Below are 20,507 nucleotides of genomic sequence, written 5' to 3'. Positions count from 1 at the left end.
CCAAATCATGACTAACTCACCAACCAGTCCTTGAGCTCCTCTGCGTGGGACTGCTCTTCACACAAGATGTCTTCCAGCAGGCGCCTGGTGGTGACATCCGTGTTGCCAATCAGATCGATCATTTGGCTGTAAACCTCAATGGCCACGCGCTCTGCCATCAGGTTGATGCGAATCATGTCCTTCAGTTTGAGCGAGTCGTCGTATGGCACATGGCTGCGCCGTATCAACGACTCTGGCGAAAAATCAGGCGAACCGTTGAGCTGGACGATGCGCCGCGCCAGTCGATCGGCGTGAACAGCTTCCTCATTGGCATGGACCAGGAACTCCTGCGCGATCTTCGCGGATTCAAGCCCCTCTGCCGTGAAATGATGGCGCTTGTAGCGCAGGGCGCAAACCAGTTCGGTGGCAAGTGAGGCGTTGAGCAATTTGATGACATCCTGGCGACCGGAACCATAGTGAGGCGTGATCGAACCCTGCTCCAGATCGCGGGTGGCCCCTTCTATGGACTTCATGTTCAATGTCATGTTGGGGACGGGCGGTGGCGTACCTTCCGATGTGAAATCGCCTCGCAACTGCGCCATGCCCTTGTTCTTTTGCGCGGGGTGTTTGTCGGTGTGGCTCATAGGGGCTCCTAGAAGACTGCTGTGTGGTGTGGTTGGGGAGGTCGGGCCGATGTCTTCATCGGCGCGACCTCTTGGGGCCTCGCAATCAAGTCTTGTCGATCGCGTCCTTCACCGCTTGCTTGGTGTCGCCCACCTTCTTCTGGATGTTGCCTTCCACTTGCTTGGCAACGCCCTTGGCTTGTTGCGAATTGCTGCCAATCACTTGGCCGAATTTCGTCTGTATCTTGCCGGTAGCTTCCTTGATGGCGCCCTTGGCTTGGTCCTTGTTCATGTCACACCTCGATTGGTTGATGGAAAAGTGGTGCAGGGCAGGCCGGCACCTGGTTGGGGTGTACCGGAGCAGGGTGGGGCGGTCTGTTCGTCAGCGCACGTCTCGTGTTTGACGTCTTGCCAATCAAATGGATGACCACTGCGCCAATTGGTGCGCTCGCGCACAGACGAGACATGCTGGCGCATCTATTTTGGTCGTCGACGCAGGTCAATCGGCAACCGATTGAATGCGCCGCAGAGTTGGAGGTTTTATGAAGGCCACAATCAAATACGGGTCCGCGTATCCTCACGCGGCATCGATCAAGGCAGACCGGTCTGCCCATTGCGGCAAAGCATCGTCCAGTACGCATGGCCTCAAGTTGCCGCATGAACGCGACGAGTCTGTTGACGAAGGGGGGGGAGCGGTGGTCAGTGAACGCGTAAGGCAGGCCGGCCGGGATATCCGCCGCGGCTTGCGTGATACGGATCGCGGTGCCGAGATGGACCGCACCTACCAGAAGCAAAAGATCTGAATGGGGGCATCGTTTCGCGCTGCCAGCATTGACCTTGTGCTCAACCTCTTTCAGACCAGAAACTTGAGCACGGTGAAGTAATGGCTGGCCGTGCCGCCCAGAACGAAGAGGTGCCACACGCCGTGTGCATGACGCCAGCGCGTGTCCATCACATAGAAGATCACCCCCACGGTATAGAGCAGGCCTCCTGTCACCAACCAGACCAGGCCTTGTGTTTGCAGGGCATGAATCAAGGGTGAGGCCACGGCCACGCAGGCCCATCCCATCAGCAAGTAAAGTGGAACGGACGATACCCGCTCGCGACCCCATCGGAGTTCCTTGGCAATGCCGGCAAATGCCAGGGTCCAGACCACAGTCAGTAGCGCCGTGCCCCATGTGCCCTGTAGCGTGATCAAAGAAAAAGGTGTGTAGGTTCCTGCGATCAGGACATAAATGGCGCAGTGATCGACTTTGGCCCAGCGCTCCTTGGCTGGCCCGCGAGTGCTGTGATAAATCGTCGATGCACCATAGAGGGCGATCATCGACAGACCAAATACGCTGACGGCACCGATCTTCCATAGGTTGCCAGACTTCACGGCCTGAATCAGCAACACGATCGATCCGGCGATGGCCAAGATCACGCCGATCAAGTGCGTTGCGCTGTTGAATCGTTCGCCTGGGTACATGGTGGCCTACAAAGGGTGTCAACCCATTGTGAGGTACCTTGCGTGATTCGTCCGTGCGTTGTCGAACAGAGTGCCAACGCAGCCCTTGCGGAGCCGCTTAAAGGGCGATGGGCGATGAGTCGGGCTCAGTCACTTCGTGACGCGCCTTCCCCTCGACGACCGGTACTGGCGCAGGCAATTGAATGCCATTTTTCACCGCCACCACCTCCGCCAGGATGGACAGCGCGATCTCGGCAGGCGTCTTGCTGCCGATGTAAAGCCCCGCTGGTCCACGCAAGGCCTGCAGTGCCGATTCAGGCAGGTCAAAGTGTGTCCGCAGCCGCTCTCGCCGATGCGCGCTGTTGCGACGCGACCCGATGGCGCCGACATAAAAGGCCTTTGACTGCAAGGCATCGATCAGGGCCAGGTCATCCAGTTTGGGGTCATGCGTCAAGGCCACCACGGCCGTGCGTGCGTCGGGTTGCAAGCGCTGGATCAAGTCGTCGGGCATTTCATGGCACACCGTCACGCCATCGAGACGCCAGTTGGCCCGGTGTTCTTCGCGCGGGTCGCAAACAATGACCTCAAAGCCGACACTCAGCGCCATCTCGCACAGGTAGCGAGACATGTCACCGGCGCCGATCACGATGAGGCGGGCTTTCGGGCCCAGATAGGTGGTCAGTCGAGTCTCATCCATCCGTGGCACACCGTCGCGCTGCCCCACATTCAATGAGACATGACCCGTTTGCAGGTTCAGCACCCGCTCGGTACTGCGCCGCTCCTGACAGGCCTGTAGCAGTTCATCCAGTCGGCTGTGGCGTGCCACCGGCTCGAGCACGAGTTCGACTGTGCCGCCGCAAGGCAAGCCAAAGCGGTGCGCTTCGTCTGCCGAAATGCCATAACGCAGCACGGTGGGGGCTTGAGTGGTGCAAGCCGCTTGCACACCACCTTCCCGTATGCGGAGGATGAGGTCGTCTTCAATGCACCCGCCAGACACCGAGCCCACGGTTTCACCCCGCTCGTTGATGGCCATGAGCGAGCCCGGCGGACGCGGCGAAGAGCCCCAGGTTCGCGCCACGGTGACCAGCACCACTGGCTGGCCGGCCTGGTGCCAACTCAGCGCGGTACGCAAGACCAGGATGTCGAGGTCTTCCATGCTGTCCTGGGGAATCAGGCCAGTTTGAAAGGCAGCTCACGCAAAGGCTTGCCGGTCAAACGGGTGATGGCGTTGGCAAACGCAGGGGCCAGGGGGGGAAGGCCAGGTTCGCCCATGCCGGTGGGTGGGTCGGCGCTGGGCACCACATGGACGGCGATCTCCGGCATGTCGGTGATGCGGGGCACCACAAAGTCCATGAAGTTGCTCTGTTGCACTTCGCCATCCTTGAGTGTGATGGCAGCTCCCGGCAGGCACATCGACAAGCCCATCAGGGCCGCGCCCTGCACCTGCGCTTCGATGGTGCGTGGGTTCACCGCCAGATTGCAATGCACGCCGGCCGTTGCCCGGTGCAGCACGGCGCTGCCCCTTTTGACCGAGGCCTCCACCACATACGCCACCACGGTCTCGAACGACTCGTGCACCGCCACGCCCCAGGCGTGTCCCGCAGGCAAGCGCTTCTTGCCATAGCCGCTTCGGTCCACGGCCAGCTGCAGTGCCGCGCGATGGCGTGGGTGTTTGTCGCCAAACAGCTGCATGCGATAGGCCACCGGGTCCTGCTTGGTGGACCGGGCGATCTCGTCGACCAAGGTCTCCATCACGAAGGCATTGTGGGTGGAGCCCACGCTGCGCCACCACAGCACCGGTACGTTGACCTTGGGGTGATGAACGGTCAAGCGCATGGGGAAGGGGTAGGGCTCCAGCATGCCTTCTGGTCCGGTGGCGTCAATGCCGTTCTTGACCATGCCACCTTCAAACGGCGTGCCCATGGTGATGGACTGCCCGACCAGCACGTGGTCCCAAGCCAGCACCTTGCCTTTGGCATCAAACCCGATGCGAGCCCGGTGCAGGTGCATCGGGCGGTAGTAGCCACCACGGATGTCGTCCTCACGGCTCCAGACCATGCGCACCAGCGCATTCAGGCCAGCGGCGCGTGCGGCCTTGGCAATCTCGCAAGCCTCCACCACGTAGTCGCTGCTGCCGATGGCACGTCGGCCAAAGCCGCCGCCCGCCATCTGTACGTGCACCGCCACCTGCTCGGGTTTGAGGCCCAGCACCCGTGCGGCGGCTGCGCCGTCCAGCCCAGGCAGCTGAGTGCCCACCCACAGATCAGCTTTGCCCTCCGAGATCTGAACCGTGCAGTTCAGCGGCTCCATCGGCGCGTGGGCCAGGTAGGGAAAGACGAACTCGGCCTCAATGTGTCGCGGTGCACTGGCCATGGGCGACATGTCTGCATCGAAGCGCAAGGGGCCAGGCTGCTTGGCCAGCTCGCGGTACTGCGCCAGTTGCTTGGCGCTGTCCACCTTCTCGACCTTCGAGGTGTCCCACTGCAGCTTCAAGGCATCGCGCCCCAGCTTGGCGGGCCAATAGCCGTTGGCCACCACCGCCACGCTCTCGCCGCCGCGATCTGCCGGAACGCGCAATACCGCTTTCACGCCTTGGATGGCACGGGCTGCGCTGTCGTCCACAGAGGCCAAGCGCGCGCCGAACACCGGTGGGTGCGCGACCACGGCGGTCAACTGGCCGGGCAAGTGAGCATCGATGCCGAAGTCTTGCCGCCCACTGCTCTTGGCTCTGGCATCCAGACGACCAGTGGGTTTGCCAATCAGGCGGAAGTCCTTGGGATCCTTCAGCATCACCTTTTCAGGCACGGGCTGCGCCATGGCTGCCTCGGCCAGTTCGCCGTAGCTTGCCTGGAGGCCCCCTGGGCCCAACACGAGGCCCGACTGCGTGCGCAAGGAGGTCACGTCCACGTTCCAACGTGCAGCGGCAGCACCCAGCAACATGGCACGGGCGCGTGCTCCCAGCTCACGGTATTGCGTGAAGCTGTGTTTGACCGAGTTGGAGCCTCCGGTCAGGTGCATGCCCCACAACGGGTCGACATAGGCTGGGTCATTCGAGCCATGCTGACTGCGCACCAGGCTCCAGTCGGCATCCAGCTCTTCAGCCAGGATCATGGGCAAAGCGGTTTGCACCCCCTGGCCGAATTCCAGTCGATTGATGGTGACCATGACCTCGCCATTGGGCGCGATCTGCACAAAAGCCGATGGCTGCTGTGTGGGCTTGAGGGCGCTGCTGGCAGGCGCGGCGCCTTGTCCCATGGCGAGATGCGGAAAGGCACCCAGTGCCAAGCCACCCACCCCCGCGATCTTCAAGAAGCTGCGACGCGGCAAGGTGGCGATGTCGACAGTTTGACCTCTTTCCAGCAAGTGCTGCAAAGCGCGTGGCAATTCACGGTGATCGATGTGGCTCAACATGGCAGCTCCTTCAAGCCAGCGCGCGGGCCGCATCAGCCACGGCTGCGCGGATGCGGGCATAGGTACCACAGCGGCAGATGTTGCCGACCATGGCCGAGTCGATTTCGGCCGCGCTGGGTTGCTTGCCTCGGGGCAGCGATTTGAGGAAGGCCGTGGCGCTCATGATCTGGCCACTCTGGCAATAGCCACATTGCGCCACGTCGTGTTTCACCCAAGCCGCGTGAACGGCAGCGCCCACGCGGTCGCTGCCATCGGTGACCGCTTCGATGGTCATGATCTTCTTGCCCTCAGCGGCAGAAAGGGGCGTGACGCAGGATGGAACAGCCTGACCGTCCAGGTGTATGACGCAGGCGCCGCACAGCGCGGCACCGCAGCCAAACTTGGTGCCGGTCATGCCCAGCGAATCGCGCAAAGCCCAGAGGATGGGGGTGCCGGGATCGACATCAACCGTGTGCTCACGGCCATTGACATTGAGCGTGCTCATGATGGGGCTGTCTCCGCGGGATGAGGCCAATTCGACGGATGCTAATGAGTTTGGAGCCTGCATGCCAGCCCTAGTTTGAGCTTGTCTTAGGGGCCAATGAACCGCCTCAATATGACCTCGTCAATTCAACGGGCGCTTGTGCTCACCAGTTGACGCTTGCGCCTAGCCAATGTTGTCGATCAACTGGCCTGTTTGGTGGCGATTTGCCGCGCTGTTGTTGACCAATGGTCAATTCGGCATTCGCCCAAACCTCGATGGGCACAGAACGGGCACAAAGAAAAAAGGCCCTCGTTTCCGAGAGCCTTTTTTAATTTTTGGTTGCGGGGGCCGGATTTGAACCGACGACCTTTGGGTTATGAGCCCAACGAGCTACCAGACTGCTCCACCCCGCGCCAGATGCGGTGTTCCGGTAGATGTGATCACATCTGAACCGGAAGGAAAGAGGCCATTTCGAAAAATGCCAAATTCCTAAATTTTGGTTGCGGGGGCCGGATTTGAACCAACGACCTTTGGGTTATGAGCCCAACGAGCTACCAGACTGCTCCACCCCGCGTCAGAGACATAGATTGTGACACGAAACGGTGCGTCGCGTCTAGTCCTGAGTGACTATTTGTTTTGGCCTGGGGGAGCTTGGGGGCCCTTTCGTGTCCAATATGGGGCATGGATACCGCTCACGACACCGATCAGCGCCTGATGGACCTGGAGATCAAGTCCAGCTTTCTGGAGGACCTTGTTGACAGCCTCAACCAGGTGGTGATTCGCCAGCAGCAGCAAATTGACTTGCTGGTGCGCGAGGTCAAGGCCCTGCGTGACCAGATGCCTGAGCCGGGTCAGGCGCCGTTTCGCAGTTTGCGCGACGAGTTGCCGCCGCACTATTGAGATCTGATGCGCTGAGGCGTCAGGCTTAGTGAAGATCTGCTGGCAGGATTTTCTGGTATGAGTTAGTGTTTTCGGACGCGAAAGTGCTGTCTGCCGCAATCAATCGGTGGGGAATGCGGGGGATCTTTGAATCACGTGACTCAATTCGGGGCGGGAAGTGTGGCTGCGGCGTCATTGGCGCTGGTGGCCCTGGCGGGCTGGTGGTCCAATCGACGGGCGCAACGCATTCGCCATGAGCTGCAGGAGGGAGCCGAGCGCTTGGAGCTGGCCTTGGCTGGCGCCGATTTAGGGCTGTGGGATTGGGATGTGCCTTCCGGGCGCGTGACGACCAATGCGCGTTGGCTGACCATGATCGGCTGGTCGCCGGACACGGCTGCGCTGACTTATCAGACTTGGGCTGGGCTCATTCATCCTGACGATCTGGACGTGACGGAGGCTGTGGTTCGCGCGCATTTGCGAGGAGAAACGCCGGGCTACGAAGCGGTGTTTCGCATGCGCCACCGCAATGGCTCGTGGGTATGGATTCTGGCGCGCGGCAAGGTCATGGAGCGGGATGCGGCAGAGCGCCCCTTGCGGGTTCTGGGCACCCACGCTGATGTGACCCAGGACAAGCTCGCCAAAGAGGCCCTGCAAGACAGTGAGGCCCGTGCGCAAGCGCTGTTCAGTCACCTGCCTGTGGGCGCGGTGGTGCATGCGGCTGACACGCGAGTGCTTGCGGCCAACCCGCAGGCTTGCCGGGTGTTGGGGTTGAGCGAGGCGCAGATGCAAGGCCGCGTGGCCATGGATCCGGTCTGGGCCTTGACGGACGAATCGGGGCTGCCTTTGTCGCTCAGTCAGTATCCGGTCAATCAGGTGGCCTCCACGGGGCAACCTCTCGAGGGGCTGTTGGTGGGGGTGCGCCGTCCGGGCGAGGCGGAACTGTTGTGGGTAACGTGCAATGGCTATCCCGTGCGCGATGCCTCGGGACGCGTGCTGCAGATCGTCATCACCTTTGCCGATGTCACCGGGCACAAGCGCGCCGAAGCCGAGCGCCAGCACCTGGCGGCGCAACTGCGCGAGTCCCAGAAGATGGAGGCGATCGGCACTTTGGCTGGCGGAATCGCTCACGACTTCAACAACATTGTCGGGGCCATTCTGGGCAATGCCGGATTGGCGAGAGCGGTGCTGGAGCCGGGGCACCCGGTCGAGGCCTACTTGGCGCAGATCACCAAAGCGGGTGGGCGGGCACGCGAGCTGGTGCAGCAGATTCTGGCGTTCAGCCGGCGCCAGCCTCAGGCGCTGAAAAGTCAGGACTTGAGGGGCTTGTTGAATGAGTCTTTGGCGCTGCTGCGTGCCACCCTGCCCGCCGGTGTCACCCTGGTGGGGCGGTGGGGCGATGACGCGGTGGTGTCGCATGTGGACGCGACCCAGTTGCAGCAAGTGGTTGTGAACCTCTGTACCAATGCCTGGCATGCCTTGAATGGCGGGGCCGGGCGCATTGAGGTGGGGCTGGCCACAGCCTCCATGGGCGAGGATGTGGGGGCAACGGTTTCGCGCTTGCCTGCGGGGCGCTACGCACACCTGTGGGTCAAAGACTCAGGGGCGGGCATTGACCCGGCTGTTTTGCCGCGCATCTTTGAGCCCTTCTTCACCACCAAACCCGTGGGGGTGGGCACCGGGCTAGGCTTGTCAGTGGTGCATGGCATCGTCGCAGCGCACCATGGTGCCATCACGGTGGACAGCACGCCTGGGCTTGGCACCACCTTTCACATTTACCTGCCCTTGGCAACCGAGGCACCGAGCCCTGAAGAGCTTGAGTCGCCGTCGCTTGGCATCTTGCCGAGCCCTCCAGGCCGGGGTGAGCATGTGGTCTATGTGGACGATGACGAAACCATGACCTTGATGGTGGCGCAGCTGCTGGCCCATGCGGGTTACCGGGTCAGCACCTTCACTGATCCCACAGCTGCGCTGAGCTTTGTGCGCGAGCACGGAGCCGAGGTCAATGTGGTGGTCACTGACTTCAACATGCCTGGCATGAGTGGCGTGGAGCTGACCAAGGCGCTGCGCTTAACGCTACCTGACATGCCTGTCATCATCGGGTCGGGTTACCTCTCTGATGTGTTGTCGGCACAAATGAGCGAGCTGCGGGTGAATGCCTTGCTGCAAAAGGAAAACACGCTGGAGCAATTGGGTGGCTTGGTTCATCAGGTGCTGACCGCCTCGCATGAACCAGCTGACTCAAGCGCGTCAGCTGCTCAGAGCCACCCCGCAAGCTGAACAAAAGCGCGCCTGAATCGCCATTTTCTGCCCGCAGGCCGAGCAAAAGCGGAACGCGCTGGCCTGCTCGGTGGCGGGGGGGATCTGGGCTGCGTCTGTGTTGCCTCCCGTGGGGGTGTTCAAGTTGGATTCGGCAGGCTCGCCCAGCAGGGGCTCTGCCTGGGTGGTTGGCAGCGGCATGATGGCGGCGGGTGAGATGGAGGCCGGTGAGGCGGCCGCCAGAATGCCTTCGGCCTGCCCCAGGGCATTGAGGCGGGCGTGGTCTTCAGCGGACGTGGGCGCCAGCAGCACGCTTTGGGCGCGCCCGAACTCGCACAGGTGGTCAGCCAGGGCTTGGGCTTCGGGTTCGGTCGAGAACAGGGCCGTGACCTGGCGCGGAGAGTCCTTGCCAAAGGCCACGCTTTCCACACGGGCTCGCCACACGCGCAGGGTCATCGATTCGACCCGGGTCACCTGGTTCTCGGTTTGCAGACGCGAGCTCAGCATGTTGTGGCCAGTACCTACCTTGGCGCGCTGGAAGGTGCCCGACACCTCCACCCACTGTACGACGGAGGCAAAGTCAAATCGGCCCCACAGTTCGTGCGCGGTGCGTTGGCAGAACACGGCCACCAGGATCAGGATGGTGGCGGTGCCGGCGCTGCTGTAGTGGTTGATCGCAGCCAGTCGGCCATCGAAGTTCCACACAAACGACAGCACCAGCCCCAAGGCGATGGCCACCAGGCCGGTGGCGTACAGATCGAGCGCGGTGATCCAGCGGTGGCGGGGCGATTGCCAGGCGGCCTGAATACTGGGCGCGGTGCTCGATTGAATCGGCATGGGTTGGGTTTCTTCCAGAAACTCGCCCTGGAAGGCGCCCGATGGCAGGTCGTGGCCAATGTGGGGTTCAACGCGGATGTAGCGGCGGTTGGGGATTTTCTCGGTCCACTGTTCCTGCAGTTGGCGATCGAGTTCGTCCATCAATTGGTTGGGCGGGCAGTTGATCGACAAGCGGCGCTGCACGCTGCTGGTTTGCGTGCGCGGAGGCGTCTCGACCTGATGCAAGATGGCCATGACCACCAGCACCGCGGCAATCAAGCCCGTGATCAGCAGCACCACGGTTTGCGTGGTCAACGACAAGCCTGCCAAAGAGGGTAAGGCTGGGCCCAACAGGCCGATGGCCACCGGGCCGAGCAAGGCTCCAGCGACCAAGCCCACCACGCTTTGCACATTCAACGTTGCGGTTTGGTTCGACAGCAATGGGCGGAACAGGTAAGCCGCCGCAAAACCAAAGTAGATCAGGCTGAGCCAGGGGCGCAGGCTGGGTTGGCGCACCAGGGCTGAGGCCACCGCGAAGCTCAGCAGCGTGATCAGCATGGCCCCGAGGTTGAAGAAGTGCGTACGCGCCAGGGCTTGCAGGCGCATGGGGGCGGTGATGAGGTGTGGCACCCAGTGGTAGAGCAGGCCGTTGAGCGGGCCTTGCGGCTCGGGGTAGGCCAGCACGCCTTGCTTGAGCATCTCTTTGATGTGTTCGGCATCGGCTCCGATGCCTTCGCTGCCCGAGGGCAGCTCACGCACCACCGAGGTGTGTCCGGTGGCGGTCACGAATGACAAGGAGGCGGGGCGGCCGCGGCCAAAGAAAAAGCGCAAACGCGACGCCACGGCCGAGGCTGCGGTCAAGCCGGCCAGCAGCAAGCCGATGCCAATCACCACCGGAATCAGGCCGGTGATGGCCTCATGTTCCAGCCAGGCTTCGCGGCCCTTCCACAAGCTGAACAAAGCGCCGATGATCAGCAGCGCGCTGCACACGGCCAGCAGCTGGTTCTGAACGCGGTAAGGGTTGGGCAACTCAAGCTGTTTGCCTTCCGAGCTGTAGTCGTAACTCATGGGTCCGAGAGGTTTGCGTGCGATCAAGAAAAGCCGATCGTAACGCTGCGACATGTCGCATTCGTCATATCCTGTCGGCATGATCAGTCAATCGAATGATTTTTGGGTGCCCCGATGACGTCCTACACGAATCTGACTTTTGATGAAATCGAGGTGGGCGCCACCTTGAGCGTGCAGCACACCGTGACGCGCGACGAGGTGAACCTGCTGTCGCTGGTGTCGGGCGACGCGGCCACCTTCGCTGCCGATGAGCCCTCGCGCCAGGCGTGTGACAGTTGGTGCGAAGGCGTGGGAGCTGAAGCCCTGATTCACGGCTTGCTCAAACGCCGTCTGCCAGGGCCGGGAACCCGCATCCTGGCGCATGAACTGCAATACGACCATGCCGTGCTGGTGGGTGAGTCGCTGGACGCGACCATTCGCGTGGCCAGCAAGCAGCCACCCAACCGCCTGGTGTTCGAGTGCGAGGTGCTGCGCGATGGCGATCGCGTGTTGTCGGGCCGGGTCACGGTGGCGGCGCCGCTGCGGCACATGACAGTCAGTCAGGTGGAAACGCCCGCCGTCATGCTGCGTCGCAATGATGTGTTCGGCAAGTTGCTGCGGGCCTGCGAAGCCGCCGCGCCGGTGCCTTGTGCTGTGGTGCATCCGTGCGATCACGATTCGCTGATGGGCGCCATTGAAGCCGCGCGCCAAGGCTTGATCGACCCCGTTCTCGTGGGGCCGCGGGCGCGCATCGAGGCGGTGGCCGCCGAGGCGGGGGTGGATCTGAGCCCCTATCGCATCTTGTCGACCGAGCACAGCCATGCCGCAGCCGAGCGGGCGGTGGCGCTGGCCCGTGCGGGCGAAGTTCAGGCCCTGATGAAGGGCAGTTTGCACACCGACGAGTTGATGGCCGAGGTGGTGTCGGGCAGCAGCGGTTTGCGCACCGCGCGCCGGGTCAGCCATGTGTTCGTGATGGACGTGCCTGCCTACCCGCGCATGCTGTTGGTGACCGACGCGGCCATCAACATCGCCCCAGGCATTCGCGACAAGATGGACATTGTGCAAAACGCCATCGACCTGGCGCATGTGCTGGGTGTGCCTTGCCCGAAGGTGGCGGTGCTGGCGGCCGTGGAAACCGTCAACCCCGACATGCCAGCCACCATCGATGCGGCCATGTTGTGCAAGATGGCCGACCGCGGCCAGATCACCGGCGGCTTGGTCGATGGCCCCCTGGCATTCGACAACGCAGTCAGCCCTGAGGCGGCGCAAACCAAGCACATCGTGTCGGACGTGGCCGGGCAGGCCGACATCCTCATGGTGCCCAATCTGGAGGCCGGCAACATGGTGGCCAAGCAGTTGCAGTACCTGGCTGGGGCGGACAGCGCCGGCATTGTGCTGGGTGCGCGGGTGCCCATTGTGCTGACCAGCCGGGCCGACTCGGTGCGCAGCCGCCTGGCTTCGGCGGCGGTGCTCAAGTTGCTGGCCATGGCGCAGGCCAAGGCACCGGTGAAAGGCCAGGCATGACCGACGCGATTGCCGTGCTGAACGCGGGCTCGTCGAGCCTGAAGTTTTCGTTGTTCACCGCGCGCATTTTTCGGCCCCTTTTGCACGGGCAGTTTGAAGGGCTGGGTGCGCGGCCGCACCTGGTGGTGAAGAACCAGTCGGGGCAGACCTTGCTGGAGCAAAGCTGGGACGACAGCGCGGCGTTTGACCACGAGGCCGCCTTGAGTCATTTGCTGTCTGTCATGCCCGAGTTCCTGCAGCGGGTGCAGGTGGTGGCGGTGGGGCACCGCATTGTTCACGGGGGCGTGCAGTTTCACGAGCCTGTGGTGTTGACGCCCGCGGTGGTGGACGAGTTGGCCAAATTGGTGCCCCTGGCGCCCTTGCACCAGCCGCACAACCTGGCCCCGGTGCGGGCGCTGATGAAGTTGGCGCCTGAGGTGCCCCAGGTGGGCTGTTTTGACACCGCCTTTCACGCCACCAACCCCAGCCTGTCGCAGCGGTTTGCACTGCCGCGCGAACTGCACGATGCCGGGGTGCAGCGCTACGGCTTTCACGGGCTGTCGTACGAGTTCATCGCCTCGCGCTTGCGGCTGGTGGACCCGGTGGCCGCCAAGGGGCGCACGGTGGTCTTGCACCTGGGCAATGGGGCGAGCATGTGCGCCTTGCAGCAGGGGCGCAGCGTGGCCAGCACCATGGGCTTCACGGCCCTGGATGGCCTGATGATGGGCACCCGGTGCGGCACCATCGACCCCGGCGTGCTGCTGTGGCTGATGGACGAGCGCGGCATGAATGCCCGCCAGATCGAGGCGCTGCTTTACAAACAATCAGGCCTGCAAGGCGTGTCGGGCTTGTCGTCTGATATGCGCACCTTGTTGGCCAGTGACGACCCGCGAGCGGCGCAGGCCGTCGATTTGTACCTGTACCGCATTGCGCGTGAGTTGGGCTCGCTGGCGGCGGCCTTGCAGGGGCTGGACGCCTTGGTGTTCACGGCGGGCATTGGCGAGCATGCCGCGCAGATTCGGGCTCGGGTGTGCCGTGATGCGGCCTGGCTGGGCGTGGCGCTGGACGAATCGGCCAACGACGACCGGCCGCTGGCCGCCGGGCAAGCGCATCGCATCAGCCGGCCAGACAGCCGGGTGGCGGTCTGGGTCATTCCCACCAACGAAGAGCTGATGATCGCCCGCCACACCCGTGAGCGGGTGCCCGATTTCCGGCAAAAGGGCAGTGAGCGCCTGGCCCCTCAGGGTCTACAATCGAAGGTTCGATAAGCACTGCACGGGCAGCGCACCCTTTGAGAAGGATTCCCCCATGTCGATGGACGATCGCGACGGCAAAATCTGGATGGACGGCAAGATGGTGGAGTGGCGCGACGCCAAGATCCACGTGCTGACCCACACACTGCACTATGGCTGCGGCGCTTTTGAAGGCGTACGCGCGTACAACACCGTCAACGGTCCGGCCATCTTCCGCCTCAAGGAACACACCGAGCGTCTGTTCAACAGCGCCAAGATTCTGCGCATGCCCATGCCTTTCAGCATGGAAGAAGTCATGCAGGCGCAACTCGACGTGGTCAAGGCCAACAACCTGGAAAGCTGCTACCTGCGTCCGCTGGTGTGGCTGGGTTCCGAAAAAATGGGTGTGAGCCCCAAGGGCGCCAAGGTGCACGTCATGGTCGCGGCCTGGGCCTGGGGTGCTTACCTGGGTGAAGAGGGCCTGAAGCGCGGCATTCGCGTCAAGACCTCCAGCTACACCCGTCACCACGTCAACATCACGATGACGCAGGCCAAGACGGTGAGCAACTACACCAACTCCATTCTGGCCAACCTGGAAGCCACCGACGACGGCTACGACGAAGCCATGCTGCTCGACAGCGCGGGTTTCGTGTCCGAAGGCGCTGGTGAGAACCTGTTCATCATCAAGGATGGCAAGCTGTTCACGCCTGACCTGTCGGCCGGCGCCCTCAACGGCATCACCCGCAACACCATCTTCTCGATCTGCCAGGACCTGGGCCTGGAGATCAAGGAAAAGCGCATCACCCGCGACGAGGTCTACATTTGTGACGAGGCCTTCTTCACCGGTACCGCCGCTGAAGTGACCCCGATCCGCGAACTCGATCGCATCCAGATCGGTCAAGGCTCGCGCGGCCCGATCACCGAGAAGATTCAGAACGCCTTCTTCGACATCGTCAACGGCCGCAACCCCAAGTACGCCAGCTGGTTGAGCAAGGTCTGATCGTCGTCTGAGACATCAAGGATGAATGCCATGAGCAATGCCAATGCATCACAAACCGTCGTTGAGGTGACCGCTGCCGATGTGCAGGGCCCTGGCGTGGTGTTTTGCCCCAACCCCAAGCAAACCTTGTGGAGCCAGCACCCCCGCGTCTACATCGACGTGAGCCACGGCGAGGGCAAGTGCCCTTACTGCAGCACGGTGTATCGCCTCAAGGAAGGCGAAAAGGTTGGACACGGCCACTGATCGAGGTGCTCGTGTTCGCCTGACGACCCAGCCCGGCTTTGTCCGGGCTTTTTCATTTTCAGATCTGAACTTTTCGCATGTCTTCGCTGCCCCTGAACCTGACCGACGTCCACACCTTGGCCGAGCTGCTGGCCTGGCGAGCCCAGGCCAGCCCCAACGGCGAGGCCTACCGCCAGTTTGATGCGGCGCAGGCGCAATGGCGCAGCTGGACCTGGCAGCAGGCTCAGGCCGATGTGCGCCGTTGGGCGCAGGCTTTGTCGACCTGGCAGCTGGAGCGCGGAGCGCGGGTCGCGATTCTGTTGCCCAATGGCATCGAGGCCGTCTGCATTGACCAGGCTTGCCTGAGCCTGGCTTGTGTGCCCGTGCCGCTGCACGCCATCGACAACCCGGCCAGCGTGGCCTACATCCTGGCTGACAGCGCGGTGTCTTTGCTGGTGGTGCAAACGGTGTCGCAGTGGCAGGCTATTGCCAGCGTGGGGACGGCTTTGCCCGCCTTGCAGGCCGTGGTGGTGACCGACAACGTGGTGCCGCAGTCGGCTGGTGATGTGCCTGTGTGGGGTCTCCAAGACTGGTTGGCGCGAGGCGAATCGGTGGTGCCGGGGGCAATGCCCGCAGGCCCGAACGCCGATGACTTGGCCGCCATCGTTTACACCTCGGGCACCACGGGCAAGCCCAAGGGCGTCATGCTCACGCACGGCAATGTGCTGTCGAACGTGAAAGCCGTGCTGGCACAAATCGCACCCACGCCCAGCGATGTGTTCTTGTCCTTCCTGCCGCTGTCGCATACCTTCGAGCGCACGGCCGGTTACTACCTGCCCATTGCGGCGGGTTCGTGCGTGGTTTATGCCCGCTCGGTGGCCTTGCTGGCCGAAGACTTGAAGTCGGTGCGCCCCACGGTGCTCATTTCCGTGCCGCGCATTTATGAGCGGGTTCACGCCCGCATTCAGGAAACCCTGGCAGCGTCGCCATTCAAGGCCCGGGTGTTCGCCTGGGCGCAAACCGTGGGCTGGCGGCGTTTCTGCCGGCAGCAGGGCTTGCCGGTGGAGGCCAGCCCCTGGGCGGCACTGGATGGCCTGCTGTGGCCCGTGCTGCGCGGCCTGGCGGCCCAGCCTTTGCTGGACCAGTTCGGTGGCCGTCTGCGGGTGGCCGTCAGTGGCGGGGCCCCATTGGCGCCCAGCCTGGCGCGCTGTTTCCTGGGTTTGGGCATGCCTTTGCTGCAAGGCTATGGCATGACGGAGACCTCACCCATCGTGGCCGTGAACCTGCTGCACGACAACGACCCCGCCACCGTGGGCCGGCCGTTGCCGGGGGTGTTGGTGCGCATCGGCGAAAACCGCGAGCTCCAGGTGCAAGGCCCCAGCGTGATGAAAGGCTACCTGAACCGCCCGGAAGACACGGCCAAGGTCTTGTCGGCCGATGGCTGGTTGGGCACGGGCGACCAGGCCGCCATTGAGAACGGGCGGGTGCGCATCCTGGGGCGCATCAAGGAAATCATCGTCACCTCCACTGGGGAGAAGGTGCCGCCGGGTGATCTGGAATTGGCCTTGGCGGCCGACCCTTTGTTCGCTCAGGCCTTCGTGGTGGGCGAGCAGCGCCCCTTCATTGCGGCCGTGGTGGTCATGAACCCGGCAGAATGGCGCCGCCTGGCGGGCAACCTGGGCTTGAATCCGGATGCCCCTGACAGCCTGGCCGCCCCGGCGGCCCGGGAGGCGGCCTTGGCCCGCATCAAAAAGGCCGCGGCGGGCTTTCCGCATTACGCCGTGCCCCGCGCCGTGTGCCTGACGCTGGAGCCCTGGACCATCGAAAACACGATGATGACGCCCACCCTCAAGCTCAAGCGCAACAACCTGATGAACAAGTTCGCCAGTGACATCGAGGCGATGTACCGTCGCTGAGCCCGGCCATCACTCCGGTGTCAGGCCGAGCCGCCTACAATCCACGGCAATCATGAAGACCACGCACGAATTCGTTCTCACGCTGTCCTGTGTCGACACCACGGGCATTGTTCACGCCGTCTCTGGCCTGCTCTACCAGGCCGGATGCAACATCATTGACTCGCAGCAGTTTGGCGATGTGCAGAGCGAAGACAGCACCGGCCTGTTCTTCATGCGCGTGCACTTTGCGGCGCCCGACCATCTGGCCGACGCGACCACGCTCGACAAGCTGTTCTCGCATGTGCGCGAGCAGTTCAAGATGACGGCGCACATCCATGCCCTGTCGCGCAAGCCACGCGTGCTCATCATGGCCAGCAAGCACGGCCATTGCCTCAACGACCTGCTGTTCCGCTGGCGCTCGGGCTGGTTGCCGGTCGACATTCCGGCCATCGTTTCCAACCACCCCGACTATGCCGAACTGGCTGCCAGCTACGGCATTCCTTTCCACCACTTGCCCTTGCCCACGGGCTCGTCGGCCGAGGTCAAGCGGGCGCAGGAAAAACAGGTCGAAGCCCTGGTCGAACAGGAAGGCATTGATCTGGTCGTGCTGGCTCGCTACATGCAGATCCTGAGCGCCGAGTTCTGCGGCTTCCTCAAGGGCCGGGCCATCAACATCCACCACAGCTTCCTGCCCAGCTTCAAGGGCGCCAAGCCTTACTACCAGGCGCATGACCGCGGCGTGAAGCTGATCGGGGCCACGGCCCACTACGTCACCGCCGATCTGGACGAAGGCCCCATCATTGAGCAAGATGTGGAGCGTGTGGATCACACCCTCAGTCCAGAAGATTTCACCGCCGTGGGCCGTGATGTGGAGTGTGTGGTGCTGGCGCGTGCCGTGAAGTGGCATGTCGAACACCGTGTGCTGATGAATGGCCACAAAACCGTGGTCTTCCGCTAAGAGGGTACAGGCATGAACGATCCCCGTTCGATCAAGGCGTCGCAAGCCGCGTTGATGGTGTCGGCCGATGACACCGAGGCCTCGTTCTACGAAGCCCTGCAGCAAGGGGATCTGGAGCGGGTCATGTCGGTGTGGGCCGAGGAAGACGAGATCGCCTGCGTGCACCCCGGTGGCCCGCGTGCCATTGGCCTGGTCGCCATCCGCGCCTCGTTCGAAGCGGTGCTGTCGCAAGGCAACCTGCACGTGACCCTGGAGCAGGTGCGCCGACTGGAGACGGCCACCAGCGCTGTTCACCATGTGCTGGAAAAAATCCAGGCCATGACGCCAGAGGGCTTGCAGTTGGCCTATGTGATGGCCACCAATGTGTATTTGCGCACCTCGCAGGGGTGGCGCATGGTCTTGCACCATGCCAGCCCCGCGCAGCCCCACGACATGCCCGACGTGGTTGAAACGGGCGCCACGCTTCACTGATGCAACACTACCGCGCCCCCTTGTGGATGGCCGGTTCCGGCGCCTTGGGTGGCCACGTCCAGACCATCTGGCCGGCCCTGTTCAGTCATGCACACGACCCGGTTCAAGCGCGCGGGGCCGCGTCTGACCGAGGCGCCAAGGTGCCGTACACCCGCCAGCGGTGGGAGACGCCGGACGGCGATTTCATCGATGTCGATGCCCTGTTGCCGCCGGGGTGGCAGCCTGGCGCATCGCCATTGCTGGTGCTCCTGCATGGCCTGGAGGGGTCTTCCCAGAGCCATTACGCGCGAGCCTTTGCCTTGTGGGCGCAAGAGCAGGGCTGGGCTTATGTGGTGCCGCATTTCCGTGGTTGCTCGGGCGAGCCGAATCGGGCTCCGCGCTTCTATCACTCGGGCGACTACGAAGAGATTGGCTGGATGCTCCAGCGCGTGGTGGCCCAGTGGGGTGGCCCGGTGTCTGTTGTGGGCGTGTCGTTGGGGGGCAATGCCCTGCTGCGATGGGCGCAGGAAGCCGGGGCGGCCGCCACCCAGGTCGCGTCGGCCGTGGCGGCCGTGTGCTCGCCGTTGGATCTGACCGCAGCAGGACACGCCATCGGCGCCGGCTTCAATCGCGTCACCTACAACCGCATGTTCATGCAGACCCTCAAGCCCAAGGCGTTGGCAAAGCTGAAGCACTACCCGGGCTTGTTCGACGAACAGGCCCTGCGCGCAGCCCAAGACCTGTATGCCTATGACGCCATCGTCACGGCACCTCTGCATGGATTTGCCAGCACGGAAGACTATTGGACCCGCTGCTCATCGCGTCCCGGTTTGAAGCACCTCAAGGATGTGCCGGCGCTGGTGCTGAATGCCCTCAACGATCCCTTTGTGCCAGCCTGGTCTTTGCCGGGCTTGCAAGATGTGGGGCCGGCTGTCACGCTGTGGCAACCCCAGCAGGGCGGGCACGTGGGCTTTCCGGCGGGGCGTCCGCCCGGGCATGTGGCCGCGTTGCCTCAGGCCGTGGCCAACTGGTTGGCGCAGCATGCGCGGCCTGCAGACCTCAGCAAGATCGAGAAACGTCATGGATGACATCGTCAAGGCGGCCATCAAGAAATGGCCCAATGTGCCGCACTGCTATGGCTGGCTGGCGCTGGACGCGCGGGGCGATTGGTACCTGCGCGACGAGGCCACGCAGGCCGCGGGCCCTTTTCCCGAAAGCAAGGGCAGTCGGGTCGTGCATGACAAGTTGCGCGAGTTCATTGGCCGCAACTACGAGCACGATGAGCGAGGCGCGTGGTTCTTCCAGAACGGCCCGCAGCGCGTGTACCTGCAACTGGAAGCCGCGCCCTGGGTGCTGGGAGTGCAGCGATGCGAGGGCGGTGTTTTTGATCTGAGCACCCATATCGGTCAAGCCATTGAGCGTGTGGACTCGGTCTGGCTGGACGAGTTGGGGCGCCTATTCCTGGCCACCGAGCGCGGCTTGGGCCTGGTGCGATCGCTCGATATGGACGCGGCGGCCGATGCGCTCGGGGCGGGGGTTTGGGGTGAGCCACAAGAGGTGGCGTTCGCGGCCTTGCCCGAACGCTTTGGCTACCAACTCAACCCTCAGCCTTGAAATCTGCAAACGCAGGCGCCGCTGTTCAGGCATGAAAAAACCGGCCACTTGGGCCGGTTTTCCTTGGTGCGTGACCTGAAAGATCAGGGAGCCGAAGCGGCAGCAGCGGGAGCTGCAGGCTCAGCAAACTTGGCACCGCCAGCGTTGGCCATGTACACCACGGCGCGAGCGACTTCATAGTCGCTGAAGTCGCCGCCACCTTGGGCGGGCATGGCGTTCTTGCCCTTCAGGGCCGAGTTCACCAGGGCAGCAAAGCCGGTGGCGATACGTGGGCCCCAGGCGCCAGCGTCACCAAACTTGGGGGCACCCAGCGCGCCAGCGGCGTGGCAGGTGGAGCACTGGGCCTTGAACACGTCTTCACCCGAGCGAGGGCCTGTGTTGGCCGAAGCCGATTTGATCTCGACGGTGCCGACCGGCATGATGCGTTCAGACGTGGCTTGGGCGCTCAGGGCATCGCTGCCCGAAGAGCCACGGCCGCCAGCCGACACGTAGCTGACCAGCAGCGCAATGATGGCCACTGGCACCACAAAGGCCAGCACGACCGCCACGATGAGTTGCTGAGGCGTTTTGATCGGGCCTTCGTGGCCGGAGTCTTGGGATTGGGGCGCTTGGCTCATGGGTTGTTCAGGAGGCGCAGAGTTGAGGGGAAGAGACGGCATCAACCGTCCCGGAAACAGGGAATTATAGTTTGTGCGGCGGCAATGAGACGTTG

General features: G+C 63.1%; 20 protein-coding genes and 2 tRNA genes. 12 read left to right on the top strand and 10 right to left on the bottom strand.

All coding sequences use genetic code 11. The features are described from left to right. Positions 1-11 precede the first annotated feature (11 nt). Both VFW72_RS09165 and VFW72_RS09160 read right to left on the bottom strand, forming a co-directional pair. Positions 12-524 carry a ferritin-like domain-containing protein gene (locus VFW72_RS09165; protein ID WP_329674183.1) on the bottom strand — a complete coding sequence of 171 codons (513 nt, stop codon included), beginning with the start codon at positions 522-524 and terminating at the stop codon, positions 12-14. Positions 525-708: 184 nt separating this feature from the next. Further along, positions 709-894 carry a CsbD family protein gene (locus tag VFW72_RS09160; protein ID WP_329673983.1) on the bottom strand — a complete coding sequence of 62 codons (186 nt, stop codon included), beginning with the start codon at positions 892-894 and terminating at the stop codon, positions 709-711. A 250-nt stretch (positions 895-1,144) separates the two neighbouring features. Between VFW72_RS09160 and VFW72_RS09155 the strand changes: the two genes are divergently transcribed. After that, on the top strand, positions 1,145-1,405 hold the full coding sequence (locus VFW72_RS09155) for a hypothetical protein (RefSeq protein ID WP_329673982.1): 261 nt from the start codon (positions 1,145-1,147) through the stop codon (positions 1,403-1,405). 50 nt (positions 1,406-1,455) lie between these two features. Here the strand turns inward: VFW72_RS09155 and trhA are convergent, their stop codons facing one another. From trhA to VFW72_RS09125, 6 genes are all read right to left on the bottom strand, one after another. Further along, entirely contained in the window at positions 1,456-2,070 is a 615-nt protein-coding gene (gene trhA, locus VFW72_RS09150; protein ID WP_329673981.1) for a PAQR family membrane homeostasis protein TrhA, read from the bottom strand. A 97-nt stretch (positions 2,071-2,167) separates the two neighbouring features. Further along, positions 2,168-3,205: an XdhC family protein gene (locus VFW72_RS09145; RefSeq protein ID WP_329673980.1), complete on the bottom strand. Its 1,038-nt coding sequence runs from the start codon at positions 3,203-3,205 to the stop codon at positions 2,168-2,170. A 14-nt stretch (positions 3,206-3,219) separates the two neighbouring features. Continuing rightward, entirely contained in the window at positions 3,220-5,460 is a 2,241-nt protein-coding gene (locus VFW72_RS09140; RefSeq protein WP_329673979.1) for a xanthine dehydrogenase family protein molybdopterin-binding subunit, read from the bottom strand. A gap of 10 nt (positions 5,461-5,470) precedes the next feature. Then, a complete protein-coding gene (locus VFW72_RS09135; RefSeq protein WP_329673978.1) occupies positions 5,471-5,944 on the bottom strand; it encodes a (2Fe-2S)-binding protein in 474 nt (157 codons plus the stop codon). A 315-nt stretch (positions 5,945-6,259) separates the two neighbouring features. Further along, positions 6,260-6,336 (bottom strand) — tRNA-Met (locus tag VFW72_RS09130). Between the two features lie 84 nt (positions 6,337-6,420). After that, positions 6,421-6,497: transfer RNA gene (locus tag VFW72_RS09125), tRNA-Met, on the bottom strand. Between the two features lie 107 nt (positions 6,498-6,604). Between VFW72_RS09125 and VFW72_RS09120 the strand changes: the two genes are divergently transcribed. Both VFW72_RS09120 and VFW72_RS09115 read left to right on the top strand, forming a co-directional pair. Then, entirely contained in the window at positions 6,605-6,823 is a 219-nt protein-coding gene (locus VFW72_RS09120; RefSeq protein ID WP_329673977.1) for a SlyX family protein, read from the top strand. Positions 6,824-6,958: 135 nt separating this feature from the next. Then, a complete protein-coding gene (locus tag VFW72_RS09115; RefSeq protein WP_329674182.1) occupies positions 6,959-9,079 on the top strand; it encodes a PAS domain S-box protein in 2,121 nt (706 codons plus the stop codon). Here VFW72_RS09115 and VFW72_RS09110 read toward each other — a convergent pair. After that, complete coding sequence (locus tag VFW72_RS09110) at positions 9,050-10,996, bottom strand: hypothetical protein (protein ID WP_329673976.1); 1,947 nt, start codon at positions 10,994-10,996, stop codon at positions 9,050-9,052. The two genes, VFW72_RS09115 and VFW72_RS09110, sit on opposite strands and share 30 nt — an antisense overlap. Positions 10,997-11,056: 60 nt before the next feature. On the opposite strand from VFW72_RS09110, the gene VFW72_RS09105 reads away from it, so the two are divergent. The 9 genes from VFW72_RS09105 (at position 11,057) to VFW72_RS09065 (ending at position 19,795) form a co-directional block, all read left to right on the top strand. Beyond that, positions 11,057-12,445, top strand: a complete 1,389-nt coding sequence (locus tag VFW72_RS09105) for a bifunctional enoyl-CoA hydratase/phosphate acetyltransferase (RefSeq protein ID WP_329673975.1) — start codon at positions 11,057-11,059, stop codon at positions 12,443-12,445. After that, positions 12,442-13,692 (top strand): acetate/propionate family kinase, encoded by a 1,251-nt coding sequence (locus VFW72_RS09100; RefSeq protein ID WP_329673974.1) that lies wholly within the window; start codon positions 12,442-12,444, stop codon positions 13,690-13,692. Before VFW72_RS09105 ends, VFW72_RS09100 begins: the two co-directional genes overlap by 4 nt. Before the next feature lie 40 nt (positions 13,693-13,732). Continuing rightward, a complete protein-coding gene (locus VFW72_RS09095; RefSeq protein WP_329673973.1) occupies positions 13,733-14,656 on the top strand; it encodes a branched-chain amino acid transaminase in 924 nt (307 codons plus the stop codon). 30 nt (positions 14,657-14,686) lie between these two features. Continuing rightward, a complete protein-coding gene (locus VFW72_RS09090; RefSeq protein WP_329673972.1) occupies positions 14,687-14,899 on the top strand; it encodes a zinc-finger domain-containing protein in 213 nt (70 codons plus the stop codon). A gap of 77 nt (positions 14,900-14,976) precedes the next feature. After that, positions 14,977-16,794 carry a long-chain fatty acid--CoA ligase gene (locus tag VFW72_RS09085; protein WP_329673971.1) on the top strand — a complete coding sequence of 606 codons (1,818 nt, stop codon included), beginning with the start codon at positions 14,977-14,979 and terminating at the stop codon, positions 16,792-16,794. A 52-nt stretch (positions 16,795-16,846) separates the two neighbouring features. Continuing rightward, on the top strand, positions 16,847-17,731 hold the full coding sequence (gene purU / locus VFW72_RS09080) for a formyltetrahydrofolate deformylase (RefSeq protein WP_329673970.1): 885 nt from the start codon (positions 16,847-16,849) through the stop codon (positions 17,729-17,731). Between the two features lie 12 nt (positions 17,732-17,743). Then, the gene (locus VFW72_RS09075) at positions 17,744-18,202 is read left to right on the top strand and encodes a YybH family protein (RefSeq protein ID WP_329673969.1); all 459 of its coding nucleotides are present in this window, start codon (positions 17,744-17,746) and stop codon (positions 18,200-18,202) included. Next, a complete protein-coding gene (locus VFW72_RS09070) occupies positions 18,202-19,269 on the top strand; it encodes a YheT family hydrolase (protein ID WP_329673968.1) in 1,068 nt (355 codons plus the stop codon). Before VFW72_RS09075 ends, VFW72_RS09070 begins: the two co-directional genes overlap by 1 nt. Then, positions 19,262-19,795: a DUF2946 family protein gene (locus VFW72_RS09065; RefSeq protein WP_329673967.1), complete on the top strand. Its 534-nt coding sequence runs from the start codon at positions 19,262-19,264 to the stop codon at positions 19,793-19,795. The genes VFW72_RS09070 and VFW72_RS09065 overlap by 8 nt, the downstream gene beginning before the upstream one ends. Positions 19,796-19,878: 83 nt before the next feature. On the opposite strand, the gene VFW72_RS09060 is transcribed toward VFW72_RS09065, so the two are convergent. Further along, positions 19,879-20,412: a c-type cytochrome gene (locus VFW72_RS09060; RefSeq protein ID WP_329673966.1), complete on the bottom strand. Its 534-nt coding sequence runs from the start codon at positions 20,410-20,412 to the stop codon at positions 19,879-19,881. Positions 20,413-20,507: the final 95 nt, after the last annotated feature.

Source organism: Aquabacterium sp. (assembly GCF_036273115.1).
In the GTDB taxonomy this organism is placed as follows: Bacteria; Pseudomonadota; Gammaproteobacteria; order Burkholderiales; family Burkholderiaceae_C; genus Aquabacterium.
This window is presented reverse-complemented; position numbering and strand designations above follow the sequence as displayed.

Excerpts from the sequence above, each read along its gene's own strand:
- VFW72_RS09165 (WP_329674183.1), bottom strand. The coding sequence starts at position 524 with ATGACATTGAACATGAAGTCCATAGAAGGGGCCACCCGCGATCTGGAG.
- VFW72_RS09160 (WP_329673983.1), bottom strand. The coding sequence starts at position 894 with ATGAACAAGGACCAAGCCAAGGGCGCCATCAAGGAAGCTACCGGCAAG.
- VFW72_RS09155 (WP_329673982.1), top strand. The coding sequence starts at position 1,145 with ATGAAGGCCACAATCAAATACGGGTCCGCGTATCCTCACGCGGCATCG.
- trhA (WP_329673981.1), bottom strand. The coding sequence starts at position 2,070 with ATGTACCCAGGCGAACGATTCAACAGCGCAACGCACTTGATCGGCGTG.
- VFW72_RS09145 (WP_329673980.1), bottom strand. The coding sequence starts at position 3,205 with ATGGAAGACCTCGACATCCTGGTCTTGCGTACCGCGCTGAGTTGGCAC.
- VFW72_RS09140 (WP_329673979.1), bottom strand. The coding sequence starts at position 5,460 with ATGTTGAGCCACATCGATCACCGTGAATTGCCACGCGCTTTGCAGCAC.
- VFW72_RS09135 (WP_329673978.1), bottom strand. The coding sequence starts at position 5,944 with ATGAGCACGCTCAATGTCAATGGCCGTGAGCACACGGTTGATGTCGAT.
- VFW72_RS09120 (WP_329673977.1), top strand. The coding sequence starts at position 6,605 with ATGGATACCGCTCACGACACCGATCAGCGCCTGATGGACCTGGAGATC.
- VFW72_RS09110 (WP_329673976.1), bottom strand. The coding sequence starts at position 10,996 with ATGTCGCAGCGTTACGATCGGCTTTTCTTGATCGCACGCAAACCTCTC.
- VFW72_RS09105 (WP_329673975.1), top strand. The coding sequence starts at position 11,057 with ATGACGTCCTACACGAATCTGACTTTTGATGAAATCGAGGTGGGCGCC.
- VFW72_RS09100 (WP_329673974.1), top strand. The coding sequence starts at position 12,442 with ATGACCGACGCGATTGCCGTGCTGAACGCGGGCTCGTCGAGCCTGAAG.
- VFW72_RS09095 (WP_329673973.1), top strand. The coding sequence starts at position 13,733 with ATGTCGATGGACGATCGCGACGGCAAAATCTGGATGGACGGCAAGATG.
- VFW72_RS09090 (WP_329673972.1), top strand. The coding sequence starts at position 14,687 with ATGAGCAATGCCAATGCATCACAAACCGTCGTTGAGGTGACCGCTGCC.
- VFW72_RS09085 (WP_329673971.1), top strand. The coding sequence starts at position 14,977 with ATGTCTTCGCTGCCCCTGAACCTGACCGACGTCCACACCTTGGCCGAG.
- purU (WP_329673970.1), top strand. The coding sequence starts at position 16,847 with ATGAAGACCACGCACGAATTCGTTCTCACGCTGTCCTGTGTCGACACC.
- VFW72_RS09075 (WP_329673969.1), top strand. The coding sequence starts at position 17,744 with ATGAACGATCCCCGTTCGATCAAGGCGTCGCAAGCCGCGTTGATGGTG.
- VFW72_RS09070 (WP_329673968.1), top strand. The coding sequence starts at position 18,202 with ATGCAACACTACCGCGCCCCCTTGTGGATGGCCGGTTCCGGCGCCTTG.
- VFW72_RS09065 (WP_329673967.1), top strand. The coding sequence starts at position 19,262 with ATGGATGACATCGTCAAGGCGGCCATCAAGAAATGGCCCAATGTGCCG.
- VFW72_RS09060 (WP_329673966.1), bottom strand. The coding sequence starts at position 20,412 with ATGAGCCAAGCGCCCCAATCCCAAGACTCCGGCCACGAAGGCCCGATC.